Origin of the sequence: Slackia heliotrinireducens DSM 20476 (genome assembly GCF_000023885.1) — a bacterium.
Lineage (GTDB): Bacteria > Actinomycetota > Coriobacteriia > Coriobacteriales > Eggerthellaceae > Slackia > Slackia heliotrinireducens.
Window position 1 is genome coordinate 3,058,863 of record NC_013165.1, and the last position, 16,753, is coordinate 3,075,615.

General features: G+C 61.8%; 14 protein-coding genes and 1 tRNA gene. 9 read left to right on the top strand and 6 right to left on the bottom strand.

Annotated features, from left to right (window positions below; genetic code table 11):
- Positions 1-111: 111 nt before the first annotated feature.
- Positions 112-876: a hypothetical protein gene (locus SHEL_RS13590; RefSeq protein ID WP_012799852.1), complete on the top strand. Its 765-nt coding sequence runs from the start codon at positions 112-114 to the stop codon at positions 874-876.
- 5 nt (positions 877-881) lie between these two features.
- On the opposite strand, the gene SHEL_RS13595 is transcribed toward SHEL_RS13590, so the two are convergent.
- Together SHEL_RS13595 and SHEL_RS14635 are read right to left on the bottom strand one after the other, a co-directional pair.
- A complete protein-coding gene (locus SHEL_RS13595; protein ID WP_012799853.1) occupies positions 882-1,547 on the bottom strand; it encodes a TetR/AcrR family transcriptional regulator in 666 nt (221 codons plus the stop codon).
- A gap of 80 nt (positions 1,548-1,627) precedes the next feature.
- Positions 1,628-2,401 carry a spermidine synthase gene (locus SHEL_RS14635; protein ID WP_012799854.1) on the bottom strand — a complete coding sequence of 258 codons (774 nt, stop codon included), beginning with the start codon at positions 2,399-2,401 and terminating at the stop codon, positions 1,628-1,630.
- Positions 2,402-2,637: 236 nt separating this feature from the next.
- On the opposite strand from SHEL_RS14635, the gene SHEL_RS13605 reads away from it, so the two are divergent.
- From SHEL_RS13605 to nrfD, 6 genes are all read left to right on the top strand, one after another.
- Entirely contained in the window at positions 2,638-3,801 is a 1,164-nt protein-coding gene (locus SHEL_RS13605) for a hypothetical protein (RefSeq protein WP_041422605.1), read from the top strand.
- Positions 3,802-4,205: 404 nt separating this feature from the next.
- Positions 4,206-6,359 (top strand): hypothetical protein, encoded by a 2,154-nt coding sequence (locus SHEL_RS13610; protein WP_012799857.1) that lies wholly within the window; start codon positions 4,206-4,208, stop codon positions 6,357-6,359.
- A 23-nt stretch (positions 6,360-6,382) separates the two neighbouring features.
- Entirely contained in the window at positions 6,383-6,649 is a 267-nt protein-coding gene (locus SHEL_RS13615) for a hypothetical protein (RefSeq protein WP_012799858.1), read from the top strand.
- A 384-nt stretch (positions 6,650-7,033) separates the two neighbouring features.
- Positions 7,034-9,475: a molybdopterin-dependent oxidoreductase gene (locus SHEL_RS13620; RefSeq protein ID WP_012799859.1), complete on the top strand. Its 2,442-nt coding sequence runs from the start codon at positions 7,034-7,036 to the stop codon at positions 9,473-9,475.
- A 10-nt stretch (positions 9,476-9,485) separates the two neighbouring features.
- On the top strand, positions 9,486-10,103 hold the full coding sequence (locus SHEL_RS13625) for a 4Fe-4S dicluster domain-containing protein (RefSeq protein ID WP_012799860.1): 618 nt from the start codon (positions 9,486-9,488) through the stop codon (positions 10,101-10,103).
- A 10-nt stretch (positions 10,104-10,113) separates the two neighbouring features.
- Complete coding sequence (gene nrfD / locus SHEL_RS13630; RefSeq protein ID WP_012799861.1) at positions 10,114-11,268, top strand: NrfD/PsrC family molybdoenzyme membrane anchor subunit; 1,155 nt, start codon at positions 10,114-10,116, stop codon at positions 11,266-11,268.
- Positions 11,269-11,421: 153 nt separating this feature from the next.
- Here nrfD and SHEL_RS15505 read toward each other — a convergent pair whose 3' ends face one another.
- The 4 genes from SHEL_RS15505 to SHEL_RS13645 all read right to left on the bottom strand — a co-directional run bounded on the left by SHEL_RS15505 (position 11,422) and on the right by SHEL_RS13645 (position 13,474).
- Positions 11,422-12,045 (bottom strand): P1 family peptidase, encoded by a 624-nt coding sequence (locus SHEL_RS15505; RefSeq protein WP_197720364.1) that lies wholly within the window; start codon positions 12,043-12,045, stop codon positions 11,422-11,424.
- Positions 11,946-12,428, bottom strand: coding sequence for a P1 family peptidase (locus SHEL_RS15510; RefSeq protein WP_197720365.1), 483 nt, complete (start codon positions 12,426-12,428; stop codon positions 11,946-11,948). Before SHEL_RS15510 ends, SHEL_RS15505 begins: the two co-directional genes overlap by 100 nt.
- A 312-nt stretch (positions 12,429-12,740) precedes the next feature.
- Positions 12,741-12,816 (bottom strand) — tRNA-Phe (locus SHEL_RS13640).
- Positions 12,817-12,901: 85 nt separating this feature from the next.
- The gene (locus SHEL_RS13645; RefSeq protein WP_012799862.1) at positions 12,902-13,474 is read right to left on the bottom strand and encodes a TetR/AcrR family transcriptional regulator; all 573 of its coding nucleotides are present in this window, start codon (positions 13,472-13,474) and stop codon (positions 12,902-12,904) included.
- A gap of 245 nt (positions 13,475-13,719) precedes the next feature.
- Between SHEL_RS13645 and SHEL_RS13650 the strand changes: the two genes are divergently transcribed.
- Both SHEL_RS13650 and SHEL_RS13655 read left to right on the top strand, forming a co-directional pair.
- On the top strand, positions 13,720-16,125 hold the full coding sequence (locus SHEL_RS13650; RefSeq protein WP_012799863.1) for a molybdopterin-dependent oxidoreductase: 2,406 nt from the start codon (positions 13,720-13,722) through the stop codon (positions 16,123-16,125).
- Positions 16,126-16,128: 3 nt separating this feature from the next.
- Positions 16,129-16,746 carry a 4Fe-4S dicluster domain-containing protein gene (locus SHEL_RS13655; RefSeq protein ID WP_012799864.1) on the top strand — a complete coding sequence of 206 codons (618 nt, stop codon included), beginning with the start codon at positions 16,129-16,131 and terminating at the stop codon, positions 16,744-16,746.
- Positions 16,747-16,753 lie beyond the last annotated feature (7 nt).

A 16,753-nucleotide genomic window follows, 5' to 3' on the forward strand; every position in this document is an offset into this window, starting at 1 on the left:
CCGAAGGGATTCCGATTGCGAGAACTTCACGGTCCTCTTCTATTGACTATATGCATATAGGGTGATAGGATGCCCCCAACGTCCTATACGCATATAGTCGAGAGGAGCATCATGCACGAAGACTACACCGTTCAGCACATCATCGACACGTTCTCGCTGAGCAACCCGGATTTCACGGGAATCATCATCGCATTCGCCATCGCCAACGCCATCGGCCTGCTGGAATACGCCTGGGCCGTCGCCCTTAGCCTGAAGGAGAACAAGACGCCGTTCCCGGCCTGGTGCCACGCGTTCATGTTCGCCCACGACCTCACCGCCGGCATCGTGTTTGCGACCCTCGCCTTCCAGCATCATTTCTTCTGGCTTTTCGTCGTGTACGGTTTGGGCATGCTGACCTGGACGTGCCTCGAAGCCATCAACATACGCACCGTCATCAAATACGAGAAGGAGGAGGCTTTCGGCATCGGCGTATCCACCCGGGACGCGGTCATCGCCCTCGTCCTTATGGTGGCGTTCTTCCTGTGCGTAGTGAACATCCTGCGCTGGAACATGAACGATGTGGCCATGTTCTACTGGCTACCGCTGACCAACGTGGTCATGGCGGTCGCGCCCGGTTACGTGCTGGCCAAGCGCCGCAGCCGCGAAGGCAGCTCCGTCATGGTCTACATCTTCGTCGTGATCGGCACCGTCTTCAACTTCATGCCGGCGCCCATCGGCCTGTTCACCAGCACGACGCCGTGGATCTACAACCAGCCCATCTGGTTCGCGGTCGGCGCGGTATGCACGGTTACCGCCGTGTACAACCTGTATCGCATCCTGCAGCTCCCGCCGAAGACGATCGACATGGGCACCTACAAGAAGAAGCCCATCTGGTAAGCATTCTACGCAAGCATCCCTCGACGCACAGATTCGACCAGGCTGTCCACTACGGCCTGGTCGATTTTTTCTGCCATAAGCCGGTCGTAGGCCGCAACGTACGGCGACGCCCCGACAAGAGCCAGAAACGCAGCCGTGTTCTGTGCGGAAAGGTCGGCGGGATCGACGGGCGTCTTCTCCTTGATGCGGAGCCAGAGCATCTCGTACACGCCGCCTGTCGCCTTGATGCTGGCCTCGCGCATAGCGACGGCCGCATCCTCGTCTTGACCGACGGAATACAGCGGCAAGGATTCTTCGGCGTTCACTTTGACGATGCGCCCCGTGATGCCGCGGTCCGAGAGAAGGTCGAAGGTGAGCGACGTCGTCTGCGCGTCGCGAAGCAGGAACGAATAGTAGACCTGTCCCATATGCATGATGCGCAGTTCAGGCGCTTCGCCTGGCACGTCCGCCGTCTCGAGAGCCTTCGCGATACCGCGCAGGATTTCGAGCACGAGCGCCACGGCCATGTCCTCTTTTTTCGGGAAGTAGTACTGCACCAACGGACGGCCTTGCCCCGACTCTGCCGATATGCGCGTGTAATTCGCCTGCTTATAGCCCTCTTCGAGCATGAGTTTGAATGCGGCGGATTGAATCTGCTCGCGGCTCGTTTGCTCTTCGGATGACGTAGCCATGGTACCTCCTTGCGGTCACAGCCATTATATACGTCCGCGCCGCAGAACGCCCTTCGCAACGTCCGACTGCGCCCATGGCGCTACAGCACCAGTAGCCCCGGCAGGTCGACCGACGCATCCGACGCGATGATCAGGTTGTTTTCGGACCCGTCGAAATCCTCGTCGGGGCAGCGCAACAGGTGCACGTGGACGAACACCTCGTGCAGCGTCCATACGAAGGCCTCGATGTCGCCGATGGTTTCTGACACGGCGTTAACCAGGTACAACCCGCCATCGGTCATGGCGTATTTCGTGGCCTGCAGGGTTTCCGGAGCAAGCAGGCCGCTGGTGGGGTTGGTGCCGTCGAAGGAATCGTTCACCACCACGTCATAGGTCGAAGGCGCCGCAGCCCGCACTGCCTCTACCCCGTCGCCGACGATGATGCCCAAACGCCCCGTTCCGGCCGGTCCGTGCAAACGTTCGACCTCGTCAAGAAAGAAATGACGCCGCGCGATGTCCACAATGGCCGGATCGATTTCCACCACGTCTATGGAAGCCTTCTGCAGGCGCACATCGTCGCTGGTCAAAAGGTGTTTTGGGTAGGAGAATGCCCCGCCGCCGATCATGAGCATGCGCCGCACGGGGCGCACGTCGAACGCGCGGTCGATGGCTCGGCAATAGGCGAACACGGGCTCGAAGCGCCGCCCGCCCAGATACGTGGCCGACTGGAACCCGCCTCCCACATACAGCGCCCGTACAGGCACGCCGTCGTCGGTTTCCATCGTGAATACGTCCGCATCGCCGAACATGGTGGGGTACGTGTATTTTTCCAGCAGCGGGCCTGCTTCGTTTCCGCAGACGAGCGAATCAGGCATGATGGCGTTTCCTTTCCTGAAAAGCGGCAGCTCGAAAGGTCCGTGTCGATAATCGCCGCGTTACATTTCGCTCTTGATGATAGTGCAAAAGCCAGACTCTTGCAGGCATTTCGCACGAATGCCGCGCGGCGCAAACAGGCCAGGGGCAGCCAGGCCGTTTCAGCATCGTTTGACGCAAGAGGGGGAAGAGTCGATATAATTACCCACGTTGAACCAACAAATTAAAGGAGATGCCCATGAAGAAAGCCTTGATTGCAGTTGCAATGGTTTGCTCGCTCTGCCTGTTTGCCAGCTGCGGGTCGGGAATCCAGCCTGGTTCGTCTTCCGGTTCGACTCTAGAGGAGAGAAGCGCATCGGCGCCCGAGCCCATGGACATCCAGCTGGGCAGCGAAACACTCGATTACCACGGCGTTCGCATGACCCTTCCCGATTCCATGATCATCTACGACGACGGCGACGACATCGACAACGGCATCGTCAGCCTCAACGACACCAGCATTCCGGAATCGGGCGAGATCTCGCTCACCGTCTACAGCGAGGGAGCCGCCGATTTGTTCAGCGTTGAAACGCTCGACCCGGAAACGTACACGCCGGAAGCCGCCCTGTTTAACTTTGCGGAAGGTAACTTCGAAGGCAGGGTTGCCGAGCAGGAGATGCACCGCGTGATGGTCGGCGGCACATATGCGCTGGTCAGATACTGGGATTGGGATGTGGCGGAAACGTACGCCACCATTGTCGACCTGGTTCTGAAGGACGAGGTCATCGAGATCACGTTCATGGACAAGTATAACCTTTACGGCGATGTCATCCAGCAGTGCATCGACAGCATTACCATCGACGAGGAGTGCATCCCCGATGTGGCCACCAGGCTCTCCCCCGAAGGCTTGCAAGCGGCCGGCCTCCGCACGCAGGCGTGGGAGGCCTACGGCCTGTACATGAACGTGCCTGAGGGCTACACGCTCATCGACCTCGGCGACGGCAACCTCGTTTGGGGAGCCCCGGAAGGGCAGACGTACTTTGCCGTGCAGCAAACCGACACTGCGATTCTCCAGGCTATGGTCTATGCCCCCGAAGAGGCTGAACAGATCCTTGTGGACGGCTTGTCCGCTAACCCGAGCTTCGTCGAGCTGTCGGGCTACAGCGTCGGCACGCTCAACAGCATGCTTGCCCTGAACTATCAGTACAGGGCCGTCGACTCGAGCGGCGTGGAGTATATCGCCTATGTACTGGTGGTGCAGCCCTACCAGTATTCCGACATGGCGGTTTCCGTCTTGTCATTCTGCTACTCCAACGAGGCGCTCGACCTCATGAGCAACATGCAGCAGACGATCCGCGTCGCTGACGGATGGGTGGGCGACGGCCTGGTCGAAGACGAGCCCGTGCCGGCTGACGAACTCTAACGAGCCGAAAACCGCATAGCGAACCCCGAGCATCAACGCTTCGGCAATCAACGCCGGCCCGGTCAATCCAGGTCGGCGTTTTGATTGCAGCGTATGGCATCGCAGCTCATCTTCAGCCGAAAGAAAACAAGCGGACCACTGAATGCAACCTGGGGAAATCGACCCCTTTTGTCGTATTTTTGCCCGCTCTGAGAGATGTGACGCTCGCCCGTTCGCAAAACAAAAAGGGCGCCCGAGAACCGAGCGCCGAAGCTGTCACGAGGGCCGGAGAAGATTAAGAGTCTAAAAGTAGCCGACCCAACGACTGCGATGCCAGTATAGCGCACCTCAGGCCCAAGCGCACGACCCCGGCCTTGCACGCACGGCTATAATGAAGGAACCATCCGCAACGCAAGGAGCGCACTATGATTCAGGCCGACCGCGACGCATTCGAAGGCTTTGGCATCCTGTATTACGACATCTACGGGCTGGGACGGAACATCCTGTTCCCGGAAAACGTTTCCATAACCGACGCCGACATGACCGCAGCTGTGACCTGCGCCATGAACATGAACGGAACCGGGTTCGCGCTCACGCCCGCTTCCGTGGCCACGCTGGCCGCCCACTTCGCCGTCCTGCGCGAACGCGCCTCGGAGCCCGCGCTTGAAGGTGCGCTCGTCAACCCAGGCATCGACATCCGCATGCTGGTACCGTCCATCAAAGTGGCGCCCATGTACCCCAAATTCCCGCACCAGGTCATGGATATGTCTGAAGCCCGGTTCCGCTTCGACCAGCTGCTGCACTATGCGTCCACCTACGGCGTCGAAGACGTCGCAGCGCAGCTCGGCATCCCCCTCACCGTCAGCAAAGGATGGCTTCCCGAAGGCGGCGGCCAGACCGCCGAACCACCCGAGTCGGCCGCAGAAGCGCCCAACGCCCCACGTGGCGAAACCCCCTTCGCAAACGCAAAGCTGCTCACCTTGGTGGTCGACCGGACGCAGCTGATGCACATGGTCATCGAGCGTTTAGAGCGGCCCACGCGCATGCATCCGGCCGAAGCGCGCGTGGCCGTGGGCGTCTTGCGGGACATCCCCACCATGCACATGCCGCGCATCGCGTTCCACGAGAACATTTTGGAAATCATCGCGGCTGCCATCGACGAGCCCAACGCGGTGCTGACCGACGCGTTGGAAAGGACCGTTCAGCACCCCGGTGACGTGCTGAAAGCCCTCACGCATATCATCCGCGTCAAGGGCCGCAAGCACCTGACCACCCGCCAGAAGAAGGTGTTCTGCAACTTCCTCAACCAGTACACGTTCGAATCGCTGGCTGGAAACTTCGCCGACGCGCACCCCATCGACTACCGCTCGCTGAACTACCTTTCGGTCGAACGGTTCGGCGGCGTAACGCTGCGCCAGGCCATGCAAGCCGTGGAGGAAGGGCGCTTCCGCTCGTGGTATTCCCAGATAGAACGCGAATGGGACCGCTCCGCCGAAGTCGGCTTCGCTCCGCTTCTGGACAAATACATGGAACGTCCCGGCGTGTTGTTGCGTTCCATGACGCGCCTGATCAAGGCAGGCGTCACGGCCGAGCAGCTTACCGAGGCCATGGGCCGGTCGAACGCCTACTCGCTGCCCAGCATCGTCCGCACGCTGACCCTGATGGCAGCCGAGGACGTGACGCCCGGCCGCAACTGGCATGATGACGAAGAACCAGATGAACGCATGAAAGCCGAACGCATCAAGCGCCAGCAAGACGCCTACAAGGTTGCCGAAACCGTCCTGCGCAACCTGCTCGAGCGCCGCCTACGCACCCTGGACACCCCGCTGCAGGGCAAGCGCGTGTACGTGGATGCGGGCCCGTTCTCGCTGCTTGGATCGGTGCTACTCCCCAACGACACGGGCTCCACCGGCACCGCGTATCCGCCCATCGGCATGGCATACCGTATACCGCGTGACGGGCGCTTGCGTTTCTTCACCTTCTGGGACGACCGCGCCAAGCGTGTCGATGTGGACCTGCACTTCAAGGGGAGCCTGCGCGACGGCAGCCCCTTCTCCATCGGCTGGAACGCCGATTACAATCTTGCCGGCATGGTGACCAGCGGCGACATCACGCATAGCACCAACGCCGTCGAGTATCTGGACATCGACATGAACGTCGCGCGCGAACAGGACGTGGATTATGTCATGCAGCGGTGCCACATCTTCGCTGGCGCCGAAAAATGGGGCGACATCGCAACCTGCTTCTCCGGTGCGCTGCTCGTGGATTCGATCGATCCTGGCAAGCCCATCTATCAGGGCGAAAACCTGATCTTCCGGGACTCCATGACGGGTGCGGATCGCGAAATGGACTATGCGCTGGTTGATGTCCAGGCATGCTACGTGCGCCTGCTGCGCGGCGCCAACCCGATGTTCGTCCGCACGCGCTTCACGCTGAACAACTATATCGACATGCTTTTGACCTGCCAAAACGCTGTGCGTGTAGGCTCGTCTGACGAAGCGGACGTGGTGCTTTCCGTCGGCCGCAACGATAACAAGGACGCCGTATGCCTGATTGACGAGGGGTTCTTCCTGAAATAGGCTGCGCAAAACAGCCCTACAATATGGGTCACTTCTACGAGCGGGCCCGCCACGAGCGCGCCAAGGTCGTCGAGAAGGCGACGGGCACCCGGCCCTCCGACGGGGCGGTCGCAGAGGCGCTGCGCAACATGACCGGACATCGGCTGGACGCCAACGTCTACCACTTCGACTACCGCACCGACCTCACCGACGCGCTCTGCTCCTGCGTCGGCATCGACCTGTCGCGCGAGGCCATGACGAAGTCCCAGATGAACAAGGTGATGTCGGTTGTGAAGAAACCGCGCAGCTAAGCTGTTGCACTACAAAGAATGTCACTGGAAAAACGGCCGTTTGCCCAGCTCGTATTGGGCAGACGGCCGCTTTGCGCTGCAAAAGTCAGGTTATACCAATGCCCGCGAATCGGGTCAATGAACGATTTCCCTTCCCAACAAAGTCTGCCAATCGACCGACGGTCCAACCGACAGCTCCGCAACCTCCCTCAATCCTGCGGCAATACAATTACGCAGCCCCAACGCTGGGCGCATTCGTTTCGCGTGGCCCCGTTCATCCATGCGTCTTAAAGGATTATCTCAATCTGCCCGTATCAAATAACATCGTTCTGACCATTTTGCACAGGTCAGTTTGTCATTACTCTACCGAGGTATAGGGGCAAACCAACAACAGAGGAGATGAATATGAAGGGTTCTTCCACCTTTGGTGCGTCGTCGTCCGCGCATGCGCTGACACGTCGTTCCTTCCTCAAGACCACCGGCACCCTTGCTGCGGCCGGAGCCTTGGGGGTCGGATGCTCGCTCGCCCATAACGAGCTCCAAGCGCTCGCCGACGAGAACGCCGACGAAACCGCCGAAAAGACCTGCTATCTGTGCCACAACTTCCACTGTCTGGGCGGTTGCGGCCTTAAGGTCACGGTCCGCGACGGCCACCTAGCCAAGATCGAGCCTCGCCAGATGCCCGACGACCGCTACCGCAAGGTGTGCCTGCGCGGCATCAACGAGGTGCAGCACGTGTACGCCACCGACCGCCTGCAGTATCCCATGCGCCGCACCGGCGAGCGCGGCGAGGGCAAGTTCGAGCGCATCAGCTGGGAAGAGGCCATCCACGAGATCGCCGAGAACGTGAAGGCCGTCCAGGAAAAGTACGGGGCAGGTTCGCTGTACGTAAAGAAGTCCGTAGAAGCGAGCCTTGGCCAGGGCTTTTCCTTCACCGACGTGCTGCTGAACGCCGAGGGCGGCGGGCTCACCGGCCTGGACCGCGGCATCGCCAACGGCTGCGAGCCCGCGCTGCAGACCGTGAACGCCAACTCCGTGAACAGCATTTGGGAGTGGAAGAAGGCCGCCACGGTCATCAACCTGGGCAACAACATCTGCGAGTCCGGCATCATCTGGTCGCAGGCGCTGGTTGAGGCCCGCGAGGCCGGCGCCAAGGTCATCACCTTCGACCCGCGCTTCAGCCCCACCGCCGCCAAGAGCGACCAGTGGGTGCCCGTGAAGCCCGCCGAGGACGGCGCCGTGGTGCTGGGCATGATCTACCACATCCTTGACCAGGGCTGGTACGACCAGGAGTTCATGGCCGCGCACACCTCGCTGCCGTTCCTGGTGGACGTGGAAACCGGCCAGCTGGTGGGCGAAGTGGAAACCGGCGTGAACCGCCTGGGCAAGGAAGAGCAGCCCATCGTGCACTCCGTGGTGTTCAGCCAAAGCGCCGGCATGCCCGTGCCCTACGACGCTCCCGAAGCCGCCGACGCCATGCTGGAAGGCACCTGGAGCTACGAAGGCCGTCAGGTGACCACCCAGTTCATGCTGCTGAAAGACCAGATGGCGCAGTACGACCTGGCCTGGGCCGCCGGCCGCTCGGGCATCTCCGAAGACGTTATCATGCAGCTGGCCGACGACTATGCCAACCGCGGCCCGGCCATCATCAACTACGGCATCGGCGGCCCCGACAAGTACGCCAACGCCGACGTTCTGGGCCACAGCATCGCCATCCTGGTGGCGCTCACCGGCAACTACGGCAAGGCGGGCGCAGGCTGCGGCTTCTACAACTCCGGCGGCGGCGGACTGTCCGGCGCGCTGAACCCGTGGCCCCTGCCCGAGTTCGCCGGCCTGGCCGAGAACAAGATGCGCCTGTACGAGGTGGCCAGCAAGCCCAACGACATCCATGCCGCCATCACCTTCGGCGACGCCTTCACCCTGCGCGCGGCCAACGCAAACGCCACGGTGGAATGGATCAAGTCCATGGACTTCTTCGCCATCATCGACATCTACCATTCGTCCGCCGTGGACTACGCCGACATCGTGCTGCCCGCCTGCAGCAAGTTCGAGAACACCGAGGACTACAAGAACGTGCGCATCTCGCAGAACCACGTGTACATTGCCCAGAAGTGCATCGATCCGCTGTTCGAGAGCAAGACCGACCTGGAAATCGAGCGCCTGCTGATGGCCGAGTGGGGCTACGACCAGTACCTGCCGCAGTCCTATGACGAGCTGAACCGCCACCAGCTGGAGAACCTGGAGGGCCCGCTGGCCGGCATTACCTACGACAAGCTCATCGAGAACGACTGCTGCCTGCCGCTGGCCGGCGGCGACGACCCCATCGAGCCGCAGGTCGGCTACCACGAGCCCGTCATCAAAACGCCGACCGGCCGCATTGAGCTGTATTACGAGGACCTGGTCGACGAAGGTCAGGCGCTTCCCACCTACGAGCCCTGCAACGAGGCCTACGACGAGAACCCCGCCAAGGACACCTACCCCCTGGTGTTCATGCAGGGCAAGACGCGCTACCGCATCCACGCGTTCTTCAGCGCCAGCGAATGGTTCCGCCAGAACTACACCCCGTGCGTGACCATGCACCCCTCCGACGCGGCGGCGCGCGGCATTGCGGAAGGCGACGACGTGCACATCTTCAACGACCGCGGCGAGTTCGTGTGCCGTGCGGTGCTTGACGAGGGCATCCGTCCCGGCGTGCTGTTCATGGCCGAAACCACTTACAGCAGCTACTACAAGCAAGGCTTCCTGCAGAACGTGACGAACTCCAACCTGCAGGAGCGCTGCTACAAGATGAAGTTCGGCCCGCAGATCAACTACAACGACGTGCTGGTGCAAGTCGAGAAAGCGTAAGGTGTGAACCATGACCAAATTAGCAATCGGCATTAAGCTGGAGCGCTGCATTGGGTGCCAGACCTGCGCCTTCAGCTGCAAGATGCAGAACAACGTGCCCGACGGCATGCTGTGGAACCGCGTGATTTCCGAAGGCGCCGACAACGAGGACGGCAGCGTGGGCACCTATCCCAACGTGAGCCGCACCTACCTGCCGCTGGCCTGCCAGCACTGCGAGAACCCCGCCTGCCAGAAGGTGTGCCCCACCGGCGCCACCTACAAGGACGAGATGGGCCGCGTGGAAATCGACTACCAGAAGTGCATCGGCTGCCGCATGTGCATGGCCGCCTGCCCGTTCAACGCACGCGTGTTCAACTGGGTGAAGCCCGAGCGCGCCACCGGGTTCGACTACGGCGACGCCGAGGTGCCCGCGCGCAAGAAGGGCGTCATGGAGAAGTGCACCCTGTGCAAGGAGCGCACCGACCGCGGCGAGAACCCCATGTGCGTCGAGTGCTGCCCGGCCCGCGCCCGCGTGTTCGGCGACCTGGACGACCCCGAGTCCGAGATCTCGAAACTGCGCGCCTCGGGCAACGTCCGCATCCTGCTGGAAGAAAAGGGCACGCGCCCGCAAGTCTTTTACGTCAAATAAGGGGGCTGCAATGCAACTTTCTAGCAAATCTAAGGGCGTGCTGGGCGTACTTGCCCTGATCACGCTGGCGGGCGTTGGCTGCTGGTGCTACCAGTTGGCTAATGGCCTGGGCGTCACCGGCATGTCGAACGTGAACTCGTGGGGCGCTTACATCTGCATGTTCATGCTGTTCGTGGGCCTTTCGGCCGGCGGCCTTATCGTGGCCAGCTCGGCGCACGTGTTCGGCATCGAGGACTTCAAGCGCATCAGCATGCCGGCGGTCATTCTTTCCACGGTGTGCATCTGCGTGGCGGGCGTGCTGATCCTCATCGACATGGGCGGCATCCAGCGCGTGTGGCGCCTTTTCACCGGCCCGAACTTCACGTCTCCTTTGATTTGGGACGTGTGCATCATCACTGCGTACCTGGTCATCAACATCCTCGACCTGGTGTGGATGAGCCGCGGCCAGGAGGAGAAGGTCCGCAAGCTTTCCTATGTGGCGCTGCCGGTGGCCATCCTGGTGCACAGCGTGACCGCGTGGATCTTCGGCCTGCAGATCGCCCGTGCCTGGTACACGGCCATCATGGCCCCCATCTTCGTGGCTTCGGCCCTCGACTCCGGCCTGGCGCTGCTCATCCTGGCGCTGTTGGGCCTACGCGCAGCCGGCATCTTCAACGTCGAGCAGGGGCTTTTGAGCAAGCTGGCGCGCCTGCTGGCGGTGTTCATCTGCGTTGACGCGTTCTTCGTGGGCTGCGAGCTTCTGACCATGGGCTATCCCGGCGCCGGCGAGGCCAATGCGCTGGCCATCATGACGAGCGGTGTCACTGCCCCGTACTTCTGGTTCGAGCTGGTGGGCGGCCTGCTGATCCCCTTCCTGCTGCTGGCTTCGGCCAAGCGCCGCGAGTCCATGGGCATCGTGGCATGCGCAAGCGCCCTGGTGGTACTGGGCGTCGCCTGCAAGCGCATCTGGCTGCTGTTCACCAGCTTCGTGCAGCCGAACGTGTTCGGCGGCCCCGGCATCACGCTGGGCACCGCACAGGCGGCGAACGACCCCGTGTTCGAGAACGTGTGGGCCATCATCGGCTCCTACGCCCCCACGCTGCCCGAGCTGGTCATCATCTGCGGCGTCATCGCGCTCGGCGTCATCGCGTTCTACCTGCTGGCGCAGAAGCTCTGCACCAAGTAGCTTCCAACCCCAAACCCCCTCCGCGAAAGAGGCCTGCCGGTTCGTCCGACAGGCCTCTTCGTTGAAACGGGGGTCATGAACCGTGTTTCACGAATGGGAGTTCCTGCCAAGTAGAAAACTCCCATTGTGGGAAACTTACCTGATAGAAAAACTTCAACTCAGGGACTTGACGCTGGGGAGGCCGTATGCCGGCTCGGCGTTGCGCGCCGCCACGAGAATGGCTTGCTCCATCACCTTTGCCGCAAGCACGCCCACCGTGTCGGAATCGGCGACCTCGTCGCCCACCGACAGCGCATAGATGCTGTCGCCGTCCATGGACGTGTGAACAGGGCGAATGGTGCGTGCAAACCCGTCGTGCGCCATCGAGGCCACCTTGCACAGGCGGGCCTTGGGAAGCTTTGCATTGGTGATGACGGCGGCGATCGTCGTGTTCGTTACCACCTGAGAATCGGCTGCCAAGGCGTCCGCCTCCGCATCGCGCGCAGTTGCGGCCTGAGCTTCGTAGCCCGCGACAAAGATGTCTTCGGTGCTGCGAAAACCCGTCTTGTCCTGGCTCAACACCCCCGCAACGCATGCGCCCGTCGCAGGGTCAATCACGTCGCCGATCGCGTTCACCGCAACGATGGCGCCGACCTTCAGGTCGCCCGCCTGCACAGCGAAGCTGCCGATGCTTGACTTCATGCAGAACTCGCCACCGAGAATCTTGCCCACCGTGGCGCCGCATCCCGCTCCGTAATTGCCGTCGCGATAGTTGCCGCCCTGCAGGCCGCCTCGCACGCTGCATGCCCCATGGCGGCGTCGGGGCGCACGTCGCTTCGGCCGATGAGCAGGTCGAAGATGTCGGACTGGCACACCAGCGGCACCTTCACGGGGCCCACGTCCAAGCCGATGCCGTGCTCTTCCAGATAGCGCATGGCGCCGCCCGCCGCGTCGAGGCCGAACGCGCTGCCGCCGCCCAAAAGCACGGCATGCACGAACTCGGCGTTGGCCAGGGGATCCAGCGTGCGCGAGTCGCGCGACGCCGGTCCGCCGCCCCGCACGTCAATGCCCGTCGCCATTCCGTCTGGCGCCACGATGGCCGTCACGCCCGTTGCCGCTTCGGCGTTTTCAGCCTGTCCGATGAAAAACCCCGGAATATCCGTTATGGCGATTGGTTTCATGGTCATCCCCTTTCAGGCCCGATTGGCCTCATGATACCGAAAACCATCGCGGGTTTCCGCTGCACTGCAAAGTTGGCGTTACGGTTTCAGCTTCTTTTCAGGAGTCGGACGTATCATTCCAGCATTGCTTGTTCAATGCATCGCACTGTCGCAGAAATGTGTTGTTCGTTGTTTCGTTACTTTACTGCACTAACGTGTTATTGCAGGAACGGGGGCCCTGTGTTCCTAGCGTCCGATTTGCACTAGATTTGCTTCAACGACGCCGCCCAAGGCATCAAAAAAGGCCAACCATGCGGCTGACCTGAGAATTCATGGTGGTTAGGGAGGGACTTGAACCCCCGGCACGGGGATTTTCAGTCCCCTGCTCTACCAACTGAGCTACCTAACCAGTTGCTTAAACGCGAATATGTATGTTACCGTTTGCCGCTCGTTCGCGCAAGTACTTTTTCAAATTCACGAAATGTGCGTGTCCGCTAGCTGCGCAACAGCGGCTCCACACCGCGGCAGGTCAAATCGCTCAACAGCTGAGCAGCTTCTTCAGGATCCACCTTCTTGCCCTCGGCCACCCACACCCGATAGAAATCGAGCGCCGTCGCACGGATGAACCGATACAGCAAGGTTTGCGCGCCCTCCGACATCGGCACGAACGGATTGCCTGCTTCCCTATAGCGATCCATCTGCTCGTAATACACCTTTTCGCCGAATCGGTAATAGCTGGGCGTACACACCAGCTTCTCCACATACTCCGGCTGCCCCGCCAGGAACAGAAAGAACCGCTGAGCATGGCCGTCGATGTCCTCGGGCACGTCGGGCGTGGTCTCATAATTCGCGAAATAGTCGTCCATAACCTCGGTCAACACGTCTTCGAACAGCGCCTCGATGGTCTCGTAATGCAGATAGAACGTCTTGCGGTTGATGCCCGCACGCTCGGTCAGGCTTTTAACCGACATCCTGTCCAGCCCCACCTCGACCACCAACTCGATGAATGCCTGCTTGATGGCGGCCCTCGTACGCAACACGCGCAAGTCGGTCTTTTCTTGATCCATGGAACCTCCGTGCACCTCGCAAATCATCCCCATGCGCATTGTCTCATACGCGCGCGGCATTGTTGACCAGCGATAATGCCCACTTTTTTCTTTGTGGGGTTTAAACACCTCGAACAAGACTCTGGGCAGTGCATTCGGCGCATACGCCCCGTAAAGTGCAAGCCAGCGAAGGACCTGGCGGCGGAACAGCGAAAATCCGCTTGTCAGGATTCATATTGGGGGAACAATTCGAGAAGGAGAAACGCATGACCAAGAGCATCGCACGTACGGCGCTCACCCGTCGCGGGTTCCTGAAGACCGCTGCCGCCGGCATGGCAGGCGCGGGACTGAGCGGCCTGACCCTGACCGGCTGCGCCGCGACCACGCCCGGTGCCGAGGACACATCCGGCGACACGCTGGCCTACACCTACCACAACGAGCACTGCCTGTGCAACTGCATGTTCCAGTGCACCGTGCGCGACGGTAAGCTGGTGAAGATCCAGCCCCGCCCGAACGAGGACCATCGCTATCAGAACGTGTGCCTGAAGGGTATTTCCGAAATCCAAAACATCTACGGCGAGGCCCGCATCCAGCAGCCCATGAAGCGCGTGGGCGAGCGCGGCAGCGGCGAGTTCGAGGCCATCAGCTGGGACGAAGCCTTCCAGATGTGCGCGGATGCGTTCAAGGCCTGCGACGAAACCTACGGCGAAGGCCACATTTGGATGCAATTCTCCACCGAAGCGCAGCAGCGCTTTGCCCCGCTTCTGCCTTCGCTCGTGAAGGCGCAAACCGGTATCCCGCCGCTGAACGGCTACGACATGGGCCAGGGCAACGGCCAGAACCAGGCATTCGCCTGGAGCGGCATGTTCGCGCAGAACACCATCTGGGAGTGGCCCATGGCGCGCACCGTCCTGATGGTGAACTGCAACGTGGTCGAAACGGGCATGATGTGGTCCCGCGGCATGCTGGACGCGCAGGAGGCCGGCACGAAGATCATCGTGGTGGACCCCCGCTTCTCCCCCACGGCCGCCAAAGCCGACGAATGGGTGCCGCTGACTGCCGGCACCGACCCCGCCCTGTTCATGGGCATGATCCATCACATCCTTGAGAACGACCTGTACGACCGCGAGCACGTGATCGCCCACACCGCCCTTCCGCACCTGATCGACGCCGCAACGGGCACCACGGTGGGTACATCCCGCGAGGTCCAGGACCCCGAAACCGGCGAGACCAGCACCGTGGTCGACCCCTACGTGTGGGACGCGAAGTCGAACACGTTCAAGCCGTACAACCAGGAGGGCGTCGAGCCCGAGCTGGAAGGCACCTTCAAGGTGAACGGCGTCGAGTGCGTGACCCAGTTCACGAAGCTCAAGAACGACTACGCCGGCTACACCCTGGAGTGGGCCGAAGGCATTACCGGCACGCCGGCCGCACAGATCGCCCAGGTGGCCGAAGAATACGCCAAGGGCCCGTCCATCATCTGCAACGGCGTCGGCGGCATCGACAAGTTCCAGGCCTCCGACATCGCGGGCCACTGCTACGCGCTCATCGCCAGCCTCACCGGCAACTACGGCAAGCGCGGCACCGGCTTAGGGATCTACTGCTATCACACCAGCCTGTACGAAGCCGCGCTGGGCGGTTGGCCGCTGCCCGAGGAGTACCATGTCACCGCTCCGATGGGCTTCTACGACGTGGTGCAGAAGTCCGACGACGTGCACGCCGCCATGTTCTTCGGCGACATTCCCACGCAGAAGGCCGCGAACTGGGCTAAGACCGAGGAGTGGCTGAACTCGCTGGACTTCGTGGCCCTGGCCGACATCTACAAGAGCTCGGTTATGGACTACGTCGATCTGGTGCTGCCCGTATGCTCGAAGCTCGAGTGCCCCGACAGCGTGGGCGGCGTGAAGAACGCCAACGGCTACATCCTGCAGAACCAGAAGGTGCTGGACCCACTGTTCGAAAGCAAGAGCGACTTCTACATCGAGCGCGGCATCGCCGAGGCCATGGGCCTGGGCGACCTGATGCCCAAGGACGGCGAGGAATACGCCCGCGCCATTCTGACCAGCGACGACCCGCAAATCGCCGGCTTCACGCTGGAGAAGCTGACCGAGGCGAACGGCGCCCTGAAGCTGCTGGGCTCCGAAGACGAGCTCGGCCCCGAAGTCGGCTTCGAGTACCACACCCCCACCGGCAAGCAGGAGCCCTACTACGAGAACATGCTGAAGTGGGGCCAGGCCTTCCCCATGTGGGAAGAGCCCAATGAGACCTACGCGGACAACCCGCTGCGCGAGAAGTACCCGCTGCAGTTCGGCCAGGCGCGCACCCGCTTCCGCGTGCATTCCGCCTACTCCGGCGCCGGCTGGATCCAGGACCTGTACGAGCCGCATATCGAGCTCAACCCCGTTGACGCCGCCGAGCGCGGGCTGTCCGACGGCGACCAGGTGGAGGCCTTCAACGACCGCGGCAGCTTCACCACGAAGCTGCGCGTGAACAACGCCATCCGCCCGGGCAGCGCGTTCATGGCCGAGAGCACGTACCGCCAGTACATGGACGGCACGATGATGCAGAATGTAACGAACGACCAGCTCAGCGAGCGCGGCTACGACCTCATCTTCGGCCCCATGATTCCCTACAACGACACCCTCATCGAGATCAAGAAGGTTGGTGCATAACCCATGACGAAGCTCGCCATTGCCATTGACCTGCATCGTTGCCTCGGCTGCAACACCTGCTCGCTGGCCTGCAAGATGCAGAACAACATCCCCGACGGCATGCTGTGGAACCGCGTGCTCACCGAGAACTGCGACATCTTCGACGGCGCCGAAGGCACCTACCCGAACCTGAGCCGCACCTACCGCCCCGTGGCCTGCCAGCACTGCACCAACGCCGCGTGCAAGCGCGTGTGCCCCACTGGCGCCACCTACCGCGACGAGATGGGCCGCATCGAGATCGACTACGACAAGTGCATCGGCTGCCGCATGTGCATGGCAGCCTGCCCGTTCAACGCCCGCACCTTCAACTGGAACGAGCCCGTGCGCTCCACCGGCTTCAGCTACGGCGACGCCCGCGTGCCCGAGCGCCACAAGGGCGTCATGGAGAAGTGCACGCTGTGCAAAGAGCGCACCGACGAGGGCGAAGAGCCCATGTGCGTGCACTGCTGCCCGGGCGACGCCCGCATCTTCGGCGACCTGGACGACCCCGATTCGCGCATCTCGCAGCTGCGCCGCAGCTCAACCGCGCACGTTCTGTTGGAAGAAAAGGGCACGCAGCCCCAGGTCTTCTACTTCAACTAGGAAGGGT